The sequence below is a fragment of the Ectobacillus soli genome (assembly GCF_042610425.1).
GTDB lineage: Bacteria > Bacillota > Bacilli > Bacillales > Bacillaceae_G > Ectobacillus.
In genome coordinates this window covers 1,997,979-2,012,833 of record NZ_JBGJZM010000001.1, presented here as the reverse complement: position 1 = coordinate 2,012,833, position 14,855 = coordinate 1,997,979, and the positions used below count along the sequence as shown (strand labels likewise).

At 31.3% G+C, this 14,855-nt stretch carries 8 protein-coding genes; all 8 read left to right on the top strand.

All coding sequences use genetic code 11. The features are described from left to right. The first annotated feature begins 288 nt into the window (after positions 1–288). The 8 genes from ACAN53_RS10275 to ACAN53_RS10240 all read left to right on the top strand — a co-directional run bounded on the left by ACAN53_RS10275 (position 289) and on the right by ACAN53_RS10240 (position 14,809). Positions 289–2,112, top strand: a complete 1,824-nt coding sequence (locus ACAN53_RS10275; RefSeq protein WP_379969617.1) for a nuclease-related domain-containing DEAD/DEAH box helicase — start codon at positions 289–291, stop codon at positions 2,110–2,112. 373 nt (positions 2,113–2,485) lie between these two features. Next, complete coding sequence (locus ACAN53_RS10270; protein ID WP_379969615.1) at positions 2,486–3,196, top strand: vWA domain-containing protein; 711 nt, start codon at positions 2,486–2,488, stop codon at positions 3,194–3,196. A gap of 1 nt (position 3,197) precedes the next feature. Continuing rightward, on the top strand, positions 3,198–3,971 hold the full coding sequence (locus tag ACAN53_RS10265; protein ID WP_379969614.1) for a PP2C family serine/threonine-protein phosphatase: 774 nt from the start codon (positions 3,198–3,200) through the stop codon (positions 3,969–3,971). Positions 3,972–3,982: 11 nt separating this feature from the next. Beyond that, positions 3,983–5,386, top strand: coding sequence for a protein kinase domain-containing protein (locus ACAN53_RS10260; protein WP_379969612.1), 1,404 nt, complete (start codon positions 3,983–3,985; stop codon positions 5,384–5,386). A 16-nt stretch (positions 5,387–5,402) separates the two neighbouring features. Then, complete coding sequence (locus tag ACAN53_RS10255) at positions 5,403–8,573, top strand: DEAD/DEAH box helicase (RefSeq protein WP_379969610.1); 3,171 nt, start codon at positions 5,403–5,405, stop codon at positions 8,571–8,573. After that, positions 8,548–10,110, top strand: coding sequence for a hypothetical protein (locus tag ACAN53_RS10250; RefSeq protein WP_379969608.1), 1,563 nt, complete (start codon positions 8,548–8,550; stop codon positions 10,108–10,110). The genes ACAN53_RS10255 and ACAN53_RS10250 overlap by 26 nt, the downstream gene beginning before the upstream one ends. Positions 10,111–10,122: 12 nt before the next feature. Then, complete coding sequence (locus tag ACAN53_RS10245) at positions 10,123–12,510, top strand: hypothetical protein (RefSeq protein ID WP_379969606.1); 2,388 nt, start codon at positions 10,123–10,125, stop codon at positions 12,508–12,510. A gap of 4 nt (positions 12,511–12,514) precedes the next feature. Next, entirely contained in the window at positions 12,515–14,809 is a 2,295-nt protein-coding gene (locus ACAN53_RS10240; protein WP_379969604.1) for a DUF2357 domain-containing protein, read from the top strand. The last annotated feature ends 46 nt before the right edge of the window (positions 14,810–14,855 follow it).

Genomic DNA, 14,855 nt, shown 5'->3' with positions numbered 1-14,855 from the left:
GGGAAATATATAGTTTTCGCAAAATACTGGTATAGGTTTAAAACTGCTTCCTCACTAATTAGGATTTATTTATGGGTTTAGTTTTAGGGTGATTTAGCCATTTTGATCATCCTTTTCGTCCCCTCTTATGAAGTAAGTTTGGTCACTTCCTATCATAAAAGAGGTTAATAGAATTGGAAATCAGTGGCTCATTTTTTATGTAATCAAATCGTATAAAAGTGGCTCAAAATTAATTTATCAAAAACATACTATAATTAGACTGGACTGTTCAAAAGGAGATTCAGTAGCATGGCAATCGTTATTCCTTCTTTAGAAGATATAAATAAATTAAAACAAAAACCTACAAATGGTGAAAAAACTTTACTTTCATTCTTACAAAAATTAAATAATGATTATTTGGTCTATTTTCAACCTTTTCTTAATGGAAGTTTGCCGGACTTTGTTATTCTTCATAAGACAAAAGGAATATTGGTAATTGAGGTAAAGGATTGGAATTTAAACTTGTATAAAATTCACAACAAAGATTGGTATTTGTATACGTGTTATAGTAATGCAAGAATAAAATCCCCTATTAAACAAGTACAGGACTATAAAGATCATATTTACTCATATATAGAAGGTTTTGTTGAAGCAAGTATTCACAATTCCAGAAAATACGGATATATACAAACTGCAGTCTATTTTCATAATTCTACAGAAAAAGAGGCGTTAGACTTTTGCAAGGATTGCCGAAGTTATAACAAATGGGTAGACATACTTGGTGGAGATTCGTTACATTTTGATAAGTTTAGAAATATGCGATATTTTAAACAAACATTATCTGAAGATTATACAAGTAACTATTATGAAGAGTTCCAATTATTTTTTGCTCCATCTATTCATCTATTGGAACTTGGTAAAGAAATCATATACAGTAAAGAGCAACAAAAATTAATTAAGAGTAAAAAAGAAGAAATTAAAATTAAGGGTGTTGCTGGTTCTGGAAAAACGTTTGTATTAGCAAAGAGGGCCGTTAATGCACATAAAAGGACAAGGGGAAGAGTGTTAATTTTAACGTATAACATTACCTTGAGAAACTTTATTCGTGATAAATTAAATCAGGTTCGGGATGAATTTCCTTGGAATATGTTTCACATTGATAACTACCATAATTTTATTAATACGATGGCTAATGAATATGATGTTGAAGTAGAGACATACGAAAATATTCACATGTTTGATGGTAAAGAAATACAAAAGTATGATTCTATTTTTATAGATGAAATACAAGACTATAAGATAGAATGGCAAACAATAATTAAGAAGTATTTTCTCTCTGATAATGGAGAATTAGTTGTATTTGGAGATGAGAAACAAAACATTTATGGTACAGCACTTGATCATGGGAATATTAATACAATTATTAGTGATAAAGAATGGAATGTACTTAGCCAATCATATCGCTTATCTTCAATTATTACTGATTTATCTGTAAACTACTTTGAAATGTACTTGAAAAACAGATATCAAAGATTAGAATTTATCATGCAGCAAGAATTTAATTTTAATACAGGTTATATTGGAGACATAGAAACGGAATTTTTGGATAATCTTGAAATATTTTGCCAATTTATATATAGATATATCCATATAAACAAGATACCTTATAATGATGTAGTGATATTAGGTAGACATATTGATTCTTTAAGGGAAATGGAATGTATCTTTAGGAATCAATATAATCTTAATATAACAAAAACATTTGAAAAGAAAGAAACATATATTCTTCTAAGTCAAAAATATGGAACAGATAGTTGGATATTTAAAGATAAACTAAGAAAGGTAAGAAAAAATGAAAAAATCGCGTTCCAAATGAATAGAGGAACCATTAAAATGTCTACAATTCATAGTTTTAAAGGATGGGAAGCTGAAAATGTATTCTTAATACTTGAAAACCCTGCAGGGTATGATGAAGATACTATTGATGAAGAACTTATATACACAGGTATTACCCGGTCAAAAAATAGGTTATTGTTCCTTAATAAACAGATAACTAAATACAAACAGTTTTTAATTAATAATCAAGAAATAATTGACGAAATAAACATCGATCATTTTATTTTACCTATATAAATTTAAGAAAAGATAAATGTTTATATAGTTAAAATGGCAATATTTTAAAAACTATATAATATTTAACAGATAAATAATAAGAGAACCTAAGACAAAGATTTTAAGAAATACAAAAGCTATTTATCCTAACATCTTGTGAGTAAGGTTAAAGACGATAATTTATTAATTCCAATCTTTCCTTTTATAGATTTTACTTCTTAAGAAGGCAATTAATTTAAGTAGAATAACTAGTGGAAACACCTTTATTTGGTAAAATATATGTTTCCCTCAAAATATCTTCCGTGTTAAACTATGGTAAGAAAGTAATTATTACTAATAGATTGTATTTTCTATACATATATATAAATCAAACTACATAGTTGAGGTGTAAAGAATGGGATTAAATAACTTTGTTATAACTACCGCTCGACCACTACCAGTTTTTATTCTTGTTGATGCAAGTGGTAGTATGCAGGGGTCGAAAATAGATATGGTAAACAACTCATTAAAAGAGATGGTAGCAGCTCTTTCGAATATTGAAGGAGCAAAGGGGCAAATTGAAATTAGCTTAATTAAAATTAGTGGTAATGTAGAAGTCATTCAAGAACTAAAAAAAGTTGAAGACATTGTGTTACCAGAATTAGTTGCTAGCGGGAGAACGCCTATAGGTGAAAGTGTGGAAAAAGTCGTAGAAATGATTGAGGATAGAGCCATTGTTCCTAATCGATCATATACACCTGTCATTATTTTAGTTAGTGATGGTATACCTACAGATATTACAAAAAAAATGTATGAAAATAGACCTGTAGATAAAACACAATATTTAGAATGGCCTCCTTTAAAACGGTTGCATACCGCTAACAAAAGTAAAAATTGTATGAGATTAGCTTTAGGAATTGGACAAGATGCTGATTTTGAGTTACTTAAAGCATTTGTTAATAAAGAGAATATTCCGGTAATTAAAGCTGTTGAAGTAACTACTATAGGTAAGTTCTTTGAATGGGTTACTAGGACTGTAAGTCAACAATCGGTAAGTGCGAACCCTAATCAATTTGATGATATACCTTTTGAAGATTTATTCCCGGATGATGAATTGGTAATGTGAAATGATAAAACAGACTTTTCTTTCTGATTTTGGTGAATATGAGAGTGATGGGTATAAGGTTACATTTAATGCAATTTCTGTTAAAGGAGTACGTCATCAAAGAAACAATGAGTATAATCAAGACTATTTTAGATGTAATGTGAAAAACCAAATAAAATATATAATTTTAGCTGATGGATTAGGATCTGCTAAACATTCCCATATAGGTTCACAAAAGGCTGTAGATTTACTGGAGCAAATGATTAACGAACATTTTTGCAGTGAAGATACCTTATTGGAAAAAGAAATTAATGCATTTAATAGTAGATTTCTTGAAAATTGGAGACGGATTTTTCCAAATAATTTTCGGGAATATGATACAACATTACTCTATCTAATAATCTTTAAACATGGAGTTCTATTAGGCAGGATTGGAGATGGGCTAATTCTTTACTCAGTAAAAAATGAAGCAGTCCAAATTAATGAGGAAAGAAACTCTTTTTCTAATCAAACATATTCTTTAGCTTCAAATAATGCTTTAGATTATTTTAAGTCTAAATATACGCCTATAAATTTCATGCAGGAAGTGCCAATTGTGTTTATTTTAACTAGTGATGGTGTATCTGATGATTTGAAACATGATATGTTAAAAAAATTACCTGCTTATCTTTACGATGAATTAAGAGAAAAAGGTGTTATTGAAATGCAAAGGGTAATAGAGGATTGGATTATTAACTGGAAAACAAAAAATCATTCAGATGATAGAACATTTTGTATACTTACCATGTGGAAATAAGGTGAAAATGAATGAAACTTTCAAAAGGGATGGCAGTTAAAGATACGGAAGGCAGAACATACATTGTAAGGGATAGAATAGGAGAAGGAGCTCAAGGAGCAGTTTATGATACTGAAAATGAAGCCTTTCTAATTAAAGTTGTCCGAGCAGATGAAGAAAAACGTCAAGAAATAGTAGAGCGTTTTAAATGGATTATGAAACAACGTATTTCAAATGAAGCAAGAATTATTACACCTGTATCTATTTTACGTGAACCTTTAATTGGATACGTTATGAAAAAGGCAAAAGGACATGAATCATTAAATAAGTATTTGTATCCAGGATCAAATACTAATTTAGGTGAGTGGTATAACATTCAAACTGGTGGGATTAGAAAAAGATTAGAAATCGCAATATCTTTGAGTAAATGCTATCGTCAGCTTCATTTACAAGGTTTATGTTACTGCGATGTTTCTCCTAATAACATATTAGTAGCTAGACAACAGAAATCTATTGTGCTAATAGATTCAGATAATTTAACATCAACGAGTCTTTTTTCATCATCTGTCTTAGGAACACCCCGCTACATAGCACCTGAGTTATTTAGTTTGAATAAACAGCCTAATTCAATATCAGATACTTATTCTTTTGCTGTTATTTTATTTGAGCTCTTTAGATTGGGGCATCCTCTAATTGGAGATGCCATTTTAAATGGGACTCCTGAGATGGAAGAAGAAGCTGTAAAAGGACGCAGCGTATATGTAGATCATCCAAATGATGAAAGTAATAGGAATACTTCGATTTTGCCTGCGAATATTATTTTAACCGATGAGTTAAAAGAATTGTTTCAAAGAATGTTTGTTGATGGATTGCATGATTATATGATGAGACCAACATTATACGAATTTACCTCTGCATTACAAAAAGCAGAAGATCAGCTAATAAAATGTGAGAACGATCAATGTCAGGCCTATTATTATTTACTGGATGAAAAAGAGCAGATTTGCCCATGGTGTGATGAAAAGAAAAATGAGATTTGTAAAGTTCAAATTGTGGAAACTACAAATATTACTGATGACTTTTTTGAAAAAGGAAAGGAAAAAGTTAGTAGGATAGTTTCTAGTTTAGTATTAGATAATGATGCTATAGGCATCTATCGTAGTCATGTAGAATCCTTTATCTCTCAAGATTCTGATAGATTGATAGCTATTCTTAAAAAAGTCGATGCAAATCATATAATTTTAAAAAACTGTAGCGAAAATAATTTCATTATTGTCAATAAAGAAACACGAAGCAGAGACATAGTGAAGCCTAAAGAAACAAAGAGTTTGAAGATAGGTGTAGAGAATGTCCTTATTGATATTAAAGAAAATGTGGATAGTCTTAGTGAAATATTTAAGAAAAATAATATGATTAGGGGCATTTTTTTACTGTGAATTAGGAGGGTATTAAGTGAAAGCCACCGATATTAGTTTTGGACAACAATACCAATATAATGCCACGATTAATGTTCCTTTGGAAAGAAAATATGAAGGATCGTTGATGAAAATGATACCCTCAGGAGATAAACTTTTTCTAGATAAAGGTGAGGGTGTAAATGGTTTAGTTGAAGTGATTTTGCCAGAAAGTGCACTGCGAAATGTAATTTATGACTTGGAATATTATAAAAATGCCTGTTTAGTTCGAATGGATGCAATAAATAGCTTGTCAGTCCTTTTTACTATTATTAAATTTACTCAAGCTATACACTTTAATGAAAATGAGAATTTAAAATTCATTATCAATAAAGCTATTGAAGCCGATTTTAAAAAATTAGCCATTCATAAAAAGCCTATCAATTTTTTTAAAGAGGAATTTTTAGTTGATGATGTATGTTTCGTTCGAACAAATAAAAGCTTAGAAAAGGTTACATTGATTGGATCTGAATTCATATGTATTTTTCAAAAAACGAAACAAAATATTATGCAAGCTATTGAAATACAACATTTGCGTAATAGATCAGCTATATACGGGACAATTATGGTATTTAGAGGGTGTATTTCATTCCAAGATCACCTTAATAACGCACAACTTTCGTATGACGGAATGAAAAAATATCAAGAAAGTTTGAAAGATACGCATGAGTTGTTAAAACTTTGGGATTTATATAGTGAATTGGAAACAGAGCTAGCAAAAGAACAAATAGAAGATTTAGGAAGCTTAAAATATACTTCGACGTTTAGTAAGTTAGGAGAAAATGGCCGTCTTAGACAAGTGTTTTACCTTGAGAAAAAGCCATCTGTTTTATTTTTAAAATCAGATATTGGCTATGCAGTAGTAAGTCCTAAAAACTTTAAAAGTGAGGATATCACCAGTTCCTTAAGTGTTTTTATTGGTACCGAAGTAACTTTAGAAAATAAACGTCAAGGAGACCAATATGGACTAACAATTGATTTAGAAGATGAGAATGTTTCGATACCTTCTTCTGGATATCTTATGGGAAGTTACTCGGGGTCGAAAATAATTGCTCAGCGTAGAGAAAAGGCTCTTCGTAAAATCTTAAATTGTCGAACGCCTTTGGTAAATTTGAAATTGATTTTACAGTCAGGTGCATCCGAAGAAATTGTGATAAAACACAGGGCTGCTGTAACTGAGAAATTATTAAGAAGAATTTTTGGCACGGAAAAAATAAGTTTTACAGAACGGCAGCGAGAAGCAATTGATATAGCAATAAATACACCAGACATAGCAATTATTCAAGGCCCGCCTGGAACTGGTAAAACCACTGTGATACGAGCCATTATAGCAAGATTAAATATGATTCATAATGGAGATATCCGTATTTTAGTTTCTAGTGCTCAGCATGATGCAGTAGATAATGCCATTGAAAATGTAGAATATGGAGGATTACCAGTTAACCGTATAGGTGGAAAAAAAATCGATAACTCTACGAATGCTGAACGATCAATTTTAAAATGGATTTCTGAAGTTTCAAATCGCTGTGAAGAGGTTTTACACCGTGAAGAAAATGGACAGGAAAGACTTGTTATTCGTGAAATATTAATACTTCTGCAAGAAATATTTATACATAAGAAAAATCCAGAAGAAGTTCATAAGTTTTTTAAAGAACTGTACCCACTATTAAAGGAGATTTCCTTAAATCAAAATATTATAGAGCGAGTTGAAAGGCTAATTAAAAACACAGGCACACGGAAAGTTGCTGGAAACGAAAATACTCAAGAGCCGGAGCAGTTAGCGTTTATTGAACTTTTACAAAAGCAAAGAGTATCTTTAGCTTCTTATATGGATGATGGAAGAGATAATTTATCACAGCTTGTTCGCTTTGTCCGTTCAAATATTGATATGAATCTGGAAATACCAGGTGTTTGGAATGAAATAAGAATGGCTGTTGACGAAGAGGAAGTAAAGAATTTGCTTCCAAGATTTAAAAAGTCGATTGAATCACTTCATGATAAATATAATGTAAACCGTGCATTACAAATAGACGAAGATCTATTTGATTTGGATGTAGGTTCTATTTTGTCTGAGCTCCATACCCATTTCGAAAATTACTTTAATAAAGGTGCTCAAACGGTATCAGATATTCTTTGGGATTTTAAAGATCAGCTTGAGAATCCCGGGAAAATATCCCAATTAATTAACAAATATACAAAAATTAATGCAGCTACTTGCCAACAGTCGGTATTAAACAGTATTTCAACATTAAAATTGAAATCAAATATTGTTTACGATTATGTCATTATAGATGAGGCAGCCAGAGCTAATCCATTGGACCTTTTAATTCCAATGAGCTTAGGAAAGCATATTATTCTGGTAGGAGACCATAAACAATTGCCACATTTATTAGAAGAAGATGTTGTTAAAAGATTACTAGAGCATAAAAATGATCCTGAAATAAGAGAATTACTGAAAGAACCATTATTTTCTAGATTATTTAAGATGTTGGAAAAAGCCAAAAATACTTCACATAAAAGAACAGTTATGCTGAGGGATCAATATCGAATGCATCCTAAGATATCCCAATTTATTAGTAAGTGTTTCTATGATGGTTCTCTTTTATCGGGTGTGACTGCTGAACAAAAACAGCATAATTTAGAACGATATAAATATCATCCTATTGCCTGGATAGATGTCCCGCAGTCTTTTGGGCAGGAAAGTGCAGTTAATGGGCAAAGTAAAAACCGCAAAAGTGAAGTAGAAAAAGTGATGAAAGAAGTCCATCAAATACTAAAAGCTAATACAGAATATTCAATTGGAGTTATTACATTTTATAAAAAACAAGCGATAGATTTACAAAATGAAATTGAAAAATTCTCATTGCAAGATCAAAGCCGAGTAGAAGTTGGTACTGTCGATTCATTTCAAGGGAAAGAATTTGATGTCGTTATTCTGTCCACAGTGCGTTCAAATAGCTTAAAAGATAAAAGAAAGAGTGTAGGATTCTTAGAATCCAGAAACCGTCTGAATGTAGCTTTTAGCCGTGGAAAGAGACTGATTATGGTAATCGGAGATGTCGAAACAGTAGCACTAAATCAAGGGCACATAGTGATTCAAGAATTATATGACTTTTATCAGCTTTGTAGGAAAGAGGGATATTATGAGCACCTTCAAGTACACAATTAATTTAGGAAAAAAAGCTGCACAGCCCCATTTTTTTTGTAAAAAAATTGTTTGGCCTGTATACGCTTGGAAGGCTATTCTACCTAGTATCTTTACTGAAGAGCTAGATATATTACAAGAGCTTGTTTTATCACTTGCAAAAATAAATAAACTTAAAGATCACACAATCATTTATCAACTGGGAATGTCAAAAGAATTAATTAAAACAGTTAAAGAGTCATGTGTACAACAAGGTTATTTAGGTTCAGATGGTTATCTAACTAAAAGCGGGGAGCAACTTTTAACTAATAGCTTGAATGTAGAACAGGGCATGCTAATGAACTATGAGCAAATTTATATTTTTAGAGATGCTCTAACAGGGGATATCATCCCTAACTTTAAAGTGAGTGAATTGCCTGTAGAAGAAAACCTGCAATATGATTATGTTTTTGAAGGTCATTCTAATTATAGATATCAAAAACCAACATTTTTTGACATAGGCCAGGCATTAAAAATTCGCAAACAAATTAATAGAATAGCAGATACTTTACAAAAGGATTATGCTAATGAAGTTATTGAAGCAGACCAATGCAGCTTTTTAGATGAAATGGATTTGTTAATTAAAGAAGTAGATTGGCAATTAATTGATGATAATGGTGAAATTGAAATCAAAAGTTTAAAGGATAAAGAAGAATCGCAAGCGGAAACTAATATGTCAGAGAATAATACTACAATTAAGATTATTAGTAATAAACCGGAAATTCTTTACTTAGAAGCAAATCTATACGTTGATCCAGATTTACCTGAAAAGGTAGCGATTACTTCTCCTTTTGGTGAAAATGAAGATGATTGGTTTACTAAACATATGCTCATGCATGCTCAAAAAAACGATAGGCTTCAGGAAAATATAGAATTTTTCATGCAGGAAGCTCAAGAGGAGTTAATTGATAAATATCCATTTAACAACAATTTAGACATAGAATTGTTTAAAAAATATCCTTTTATTGCAAACTATGAAGCATGGAAAGCACTTAGAAGTCAGATTGAAGCAACCACAAGGTCTTACAATCGACTAATTGAATATCATGAAGACTACGATACGTTCTATATGCGTGCCCAAAGAACCCTTGAAGGTGTTTTAAAATATTGTATCGAAAAAATTCCAAATAAATGGGATGTAATAAAACCTATTACGAGATACAGTTTTAAAGATACTTTGAAGCGTATAGCTGAAAATTTACGTATTGATATCCCTTCAAATTTATATAGTGCGGACTTTTATAACCGTCTGAGAAGTGTAGCGAATAACAGAGGAATTTCAAGTAAAGATAGGGCTCTTTTTTTGGCATTCGATGCTTATTATAATGAGCATGAAACCCCTTCTCTGCAATTATTAAAAAGTATACCAGACTTTTATAAAAGAATTAACATCATAACGAATGTACGAAATAAAACGGCACACTTTACCGAGGCAGAAGTTGTTAAATCTCAAAATTTCGTAGATATCAAATACGAACTTGACTTTTTATTAGATAGCTTAATCGCACATTACTTAAAATAAAGGAGCATCCCAATGTCTAGAACAAAACAGCGGGGGAACTTTCTAAACAGAAAAGTTAACCAACTCACTAAGCAAGATAAGATAAAAGAAATCGTAGAGCAGCAAAAACTAAAAAAGGAAAATGAACTACTTGAAGATGAGCGTGTTCAACAGAAAATTCAAGAATACGAAGCGAAAAAAGCTGAATGTGAACTTCAAATTGAAGAAATAGAAGTCGAGTTATTAAATAAAGAAACTGAACTTAAAGCAGAATATGAATCTTTAAAAAACAAGCTGAAAAATGAAATCCATGAACAAGAACAGCAGTTGAATCTAGAGAAATCGAAGTTAATAGAAGAAAAACGGAAAATCACTGAAGATCGAGAAAAAATGATTAAAGCTCTTAAAGCAGAAGAAAAAAACATTCAGGAATCGTACAGACAAGAGCTACATGAAATTTGGGAAGGGGATTTACATCAAAAACTTAAAGAAAATCAAGAAATTGTGGTTAAAGGAGAACAGCAATATCAGGAGTCATTAAAGAAAAACGAAGAACTCCTTTCCAAAGCAAATGGAAAAGTATTAGCTGCCCAGGAAGAAGCACATCAAATTAAGTTAGCAGCAGAAAATGAAAGATTAAAAGTTGTGCAAGCTTCTCAAGTGAAAGTTGAAAATGAATATAATCAACTCGTGAATGAATATGAATTGAAAATCAAAAGTTTAATAGAGAAGGACTCTGAGTTAAAGAAACGAAAATTGGAAATTGAATTGCAAGAAGAAGACTTAGAGTTTTTGAAGAAAGAACTAATTGAAAAGCGCCGCTACTTTGAAACTAAGCTTATGGAGCTTTCTCCACAAAAAGTAGAAGAGTTACAATTTGAAATCAAATCCATTCAAGAATTACGCCAACTAGACCAAGAAATCATTCAAAAACTAAAAGAAGAGGTTAAACATTTATCGCAATTTATCCCGGAAGATGAATTGCGATCCGTTAACACAATTGTGGAGGAATTAGATTCAGTTAGAAGAGAAAACATGAGATTAAAAGATGAGTTAGCACAATTTCCTTCCCAAGAAGAACTGCTTGCATTACGAAACAGCGCAAATCAAGTTGAATTTTTGCGAGATAAGTTAAAAGAAGAACAACGCTTAAAACTAGAGGCCGAAAATAAAGCTGAATCTCTTAGTTTAGGTGTTATTGAATTGGAACAAAGTAAGCGTGTTTCAGAGACATTAAAAACATTAAATGCCCAGTTGCAAGATGAACTAAATAAGATCAATGAAGTGTATAAATCAAATACACAAAGTAAGTTTCCTGGTTTATTAGAAATAGACCGAGACATTGCTAAACAGGATGTAATCAGAGTACAGAAAAACCAAATAGACTTAAAACAATTAGTACAGTATATAAGAAGTTATGGGGCATCTAAATTAGGATTATATTATAACGAAAAAATGATTCGATCGTTTATCGCATCGTTGGCTGCTTCTAAGTTATTAATACTACAAGGGTTAAGTGGAACTGGTAAGTCTAGTCTTCCTAGATTATTTAAGGAAGCTTTACATATTGAAAATACTTTAGTACCTGTTCAGCCATCATGGCGAGACAATAGAGAATTATTAGGATACGATAACGACTTTACCCGTAGATTTAAAGAAACTATCTTCACAAAAAAAGTGTATGAAGCAAGCGCAACGGCTAATCGAGAAAAAATCTATTTTATTGTTTTAGATGAAATGAACCTTGCACGTATTGAGTATTATTTTGCAGATTTCTTAGCTGTGCTTGAAGAAAGCCCAGAAAATTGGGTGATTCCATTGGTTTCTAATAATGATGAACCTAATATAGAAAATAGACCGGCCTATTTAGTTGATAATCATACCAGCCTATTTGTAACACCAAATATTTGGTTTATAGGGACCGCTAATAGAGATGAATCTACATTTGGTATTACAGATAAAGTATATGATCGAGCTCAAGTATTAAACTTTAATTCACGTGAAGAAGAATTTTATGCAGATGAACCGAAGCAGCTGAGGGTATCTTTTAGTGAATTAAGCGGCCTATTAGAAGATGCTCAAGTAATGAAAGAAAATTGTCTGAATGATGATGAATGGGTACAAATTGATTTGATTGATGAATTCCTGCACGTGAATTTGGATATAACTTTTGGTAACCGTATTAAAATGCAAATGGGGAAATTTGTATCAGTGTATGTCGCCGCAGGTGGTACAAAATTAGAAGCAATAGACCATCTAATTTCGCAAAAAGTCTTACGTAAACTAGACGGAAGGTATGAAACGTACCTAAAAGATAGTTTAAAGGATTTAATCGAATTAATCGAAATGGAATTTGGCCGGGAACATTTTGTAGAGTGTAAAAAACTAATCTCGCAAAAAATTAATCGTTTAGGTGGTTGATAGGATGAGACTAGTATTAAAAGACAGAAATGGGCATGGCGAGGAGCTATTAGTCAAAAGTCAAACAGTTAATATTGCAAGTTTATTTAATTACTTAGAACTGACTGTTCATGAGGAAACATTAAACGAAGTAAAAATTAATAATGGGTTGTTTCCATGCAAATGCAGTGAAGATGGTAGTTTTATTATTCCATGCTACATGAGCAGAGAAAATCATACGATAATAGAATTAATATTAAACAATAAGCCTATTCGTTTAGTAATAAAGTATGTTGAAGAATTATTTATAGGAGATACATTAATTGATAGTTTTGCTGATTTTCATCGAAGTGTAAAAGAATGGCTGGGAGTTCAAAAAAAATCAATCGACAGTTTGTTAGAAGCGATTAAAAGTGGACAAATTCATTTACTCCAAATCATTAATCCTTTAACTGGGCTTGATAACTCGCTTTTAGAAGATATTTATAATGTACTGCCGTTTGCCTTAGATATTTGCACAAAGCCTAGACAGCATTTACGTATTGAGGAAGAAATTTTAGATGTGGAGTTAGTGAAGCGTATTACACCTTCCTCACTCCAACATCTTGCATCACATTCAGAGCATTGGCGTTCTAGAACTATTACAGGTCTAATTCCTTCACGATTAAGAGCTGAAGTATATGAAGACGACATTAACATTTATGAAAATATATTTTTTAAAATGGTTATTGAAGCCATTTTAAACTATGTCGTTAAAAAACATGATGAAGTAAAAATAGCAATTTCACAAAAAGATACATTACAAGATTGGGAATTCTATGCTACAGAGATAAACGATTATAAAAAATTAGAAATGCTTCGAAGTTTATTACCTGAATATGATAGTGAATCCGAAGAGGAAATTAGAAAACAATTTAAAAAGCTTGAAAGAATGCTTCTAACGATTGAAAAGCAGCTATCTTCCGTAATCTCTACACCATTTTTCCAAAGTATAGATGCCAGAAAACGCTTAGAACTACCTATCCAGCCTACCAATATTATTAACATGGACAATAGATATAATGAGCTTTTTAAATTGTGGAACAAACTTTTAATTTTTAATAAGAAAACGCAGCAAGACTTATCGGGTGCCAATATCTTAAATATCGATGAATATTATAAAACATATGTACAAGTTCTTAGTATATATTCATTACATTTATTAGGCTACCAATTCCACGAAGATTCTTACTTTGAATTAATAAATGATTGTACGATTAACTTTGATATTAAATTTAGTAATGAATATTGCGTTGTGAATGCTCAAAATCAAAGTCAAGGATTTAAAGATATCGTTACCTTTAAAATGGAAGAGTCCTTATCATTTGTGATAAATGTACCTACGTCATTTCCGATATCATTCAAAGAATATGAGGAGAAAATGATTTTTAAAGAGATATGGAGGGATAATCAACAGGTTTTGCTGTTTCGAAAAAAACCTAATAAGTCTTTAGAGAAACGTTTAGGTCAAGTAATTAAAAAATATATAGATGAACAAAAGAGTCTAACAACGAACCAAAAAAATGAATTAAAAAATCTAGATAGAGAATGGAGAAAAACATTAACTGAAGAACTATCCAAGATCCCTGAGAATCGAACATTTGAACTGAACTTGCACACACTTTTTAGTTTTATAGGGTCTTCTGAAAGTAATCTTCTTAAATATACAACCAATATCTTAGAATCTGAAGAACCTTCTTCTAATTGCACAGATATTTATATCTTACCAATTAATTTAGATGATTTCTCACAAGTAGAAAACACAGGTCTTTTACAAAGGTTAATTAATTTTGGAGAAGCTTTCATTGAAGGTGATGCGCAAAAATATGGCGACTATCGAATAGGAATTCTGCCTATTAGTCAAACAGATTTACGATCTTCACAACGATTAAGTAAGCTTTTTAATCTATTTATTTATCGTCAGCTTATCAAATGGGGGACAGTTTTTAAAGAATGTCCATCATGTGGATTGACGAATATAATTAAGCTCGATGAGCACACTTGGCAATGCAGGGATTTAGATTGTCAGTTAGTTTGGGGAGTTACAAGATGTTCACACGGATGTAATGAATTTTATGAATGGATGAGACCAAATCTAAAGCCAAAATTAACAAAATTTCCTAATCCCAATGCAGAAAGTTTTTATTTAGAAAAAATTCTTCTCAATGAGATGCTCTTTGATAGAATGGTCATTACAGCTTTTGATTACCACATAGGTAATGATAATAGGTTTGTCTATAATCCGAGATGCCCAAAGTGCGGAAAATCATCATCTCATTAATGTGACTATCAAATCTCTTATTCATTATCTAGAAGTATTCCAATTG

What these genes read in the sequence shown, in the direction of transcription:
- ACAN53_RS10260 (WP_379969612.1), top strand. Translation starts at nt 3,983, where the DNA reads ATGAAACTTTCAAAAGGGATGGCAGTTAAAGATACGGAAGGCAGAACA.
- ACAN53_RS10250 (WP_379969608.1), top strand. Translation starts at nt 8,548, where the DNA reads ATGAGCACCTTCAAGTACACAATTAATTTAGGAAAAAAAGCTGCACAG.
- ACAN53_RS10245 (WP_379969606.1), top strand. Translation starts at nt 10,123, where the DNA reads ATGTCTAGAACAAAACAGCGGGGGAACTTTCTAAACAGAAAAGTTAAC.
- ACAN53_RS10265 (WP_379969614.1), top strand. Translation starts at nt 3,198, where the DNA reads ATGATAAAACAGACTTTTCTTTCTGATTTTGGTGAATATGAGAGTGAT.
- ACAN53_RS10270 (WP_379969615.1), top strand. Translation starts at nt 2,486, where the DNA reads ATGGGATTAAATAACTTTGTTATAACTACCGCTCGACCACTACCAGTT.
- ACAN53_RS10240 (WP_379969604.1), top strand. Translation starts at nt 12,515, where the DNA reads ATGAGACTAGTATTAAAAGACAGAAATGGGCATGGCGAGGAGCTATTA.
- ACAN53_RS10275 (WP_379969617.1), top strand. Translation starts at nt 289, where the DNA reads ATGGCAATCGTTATTCCTTCTTTAGAAGATATAAATAAATTAAAACAA.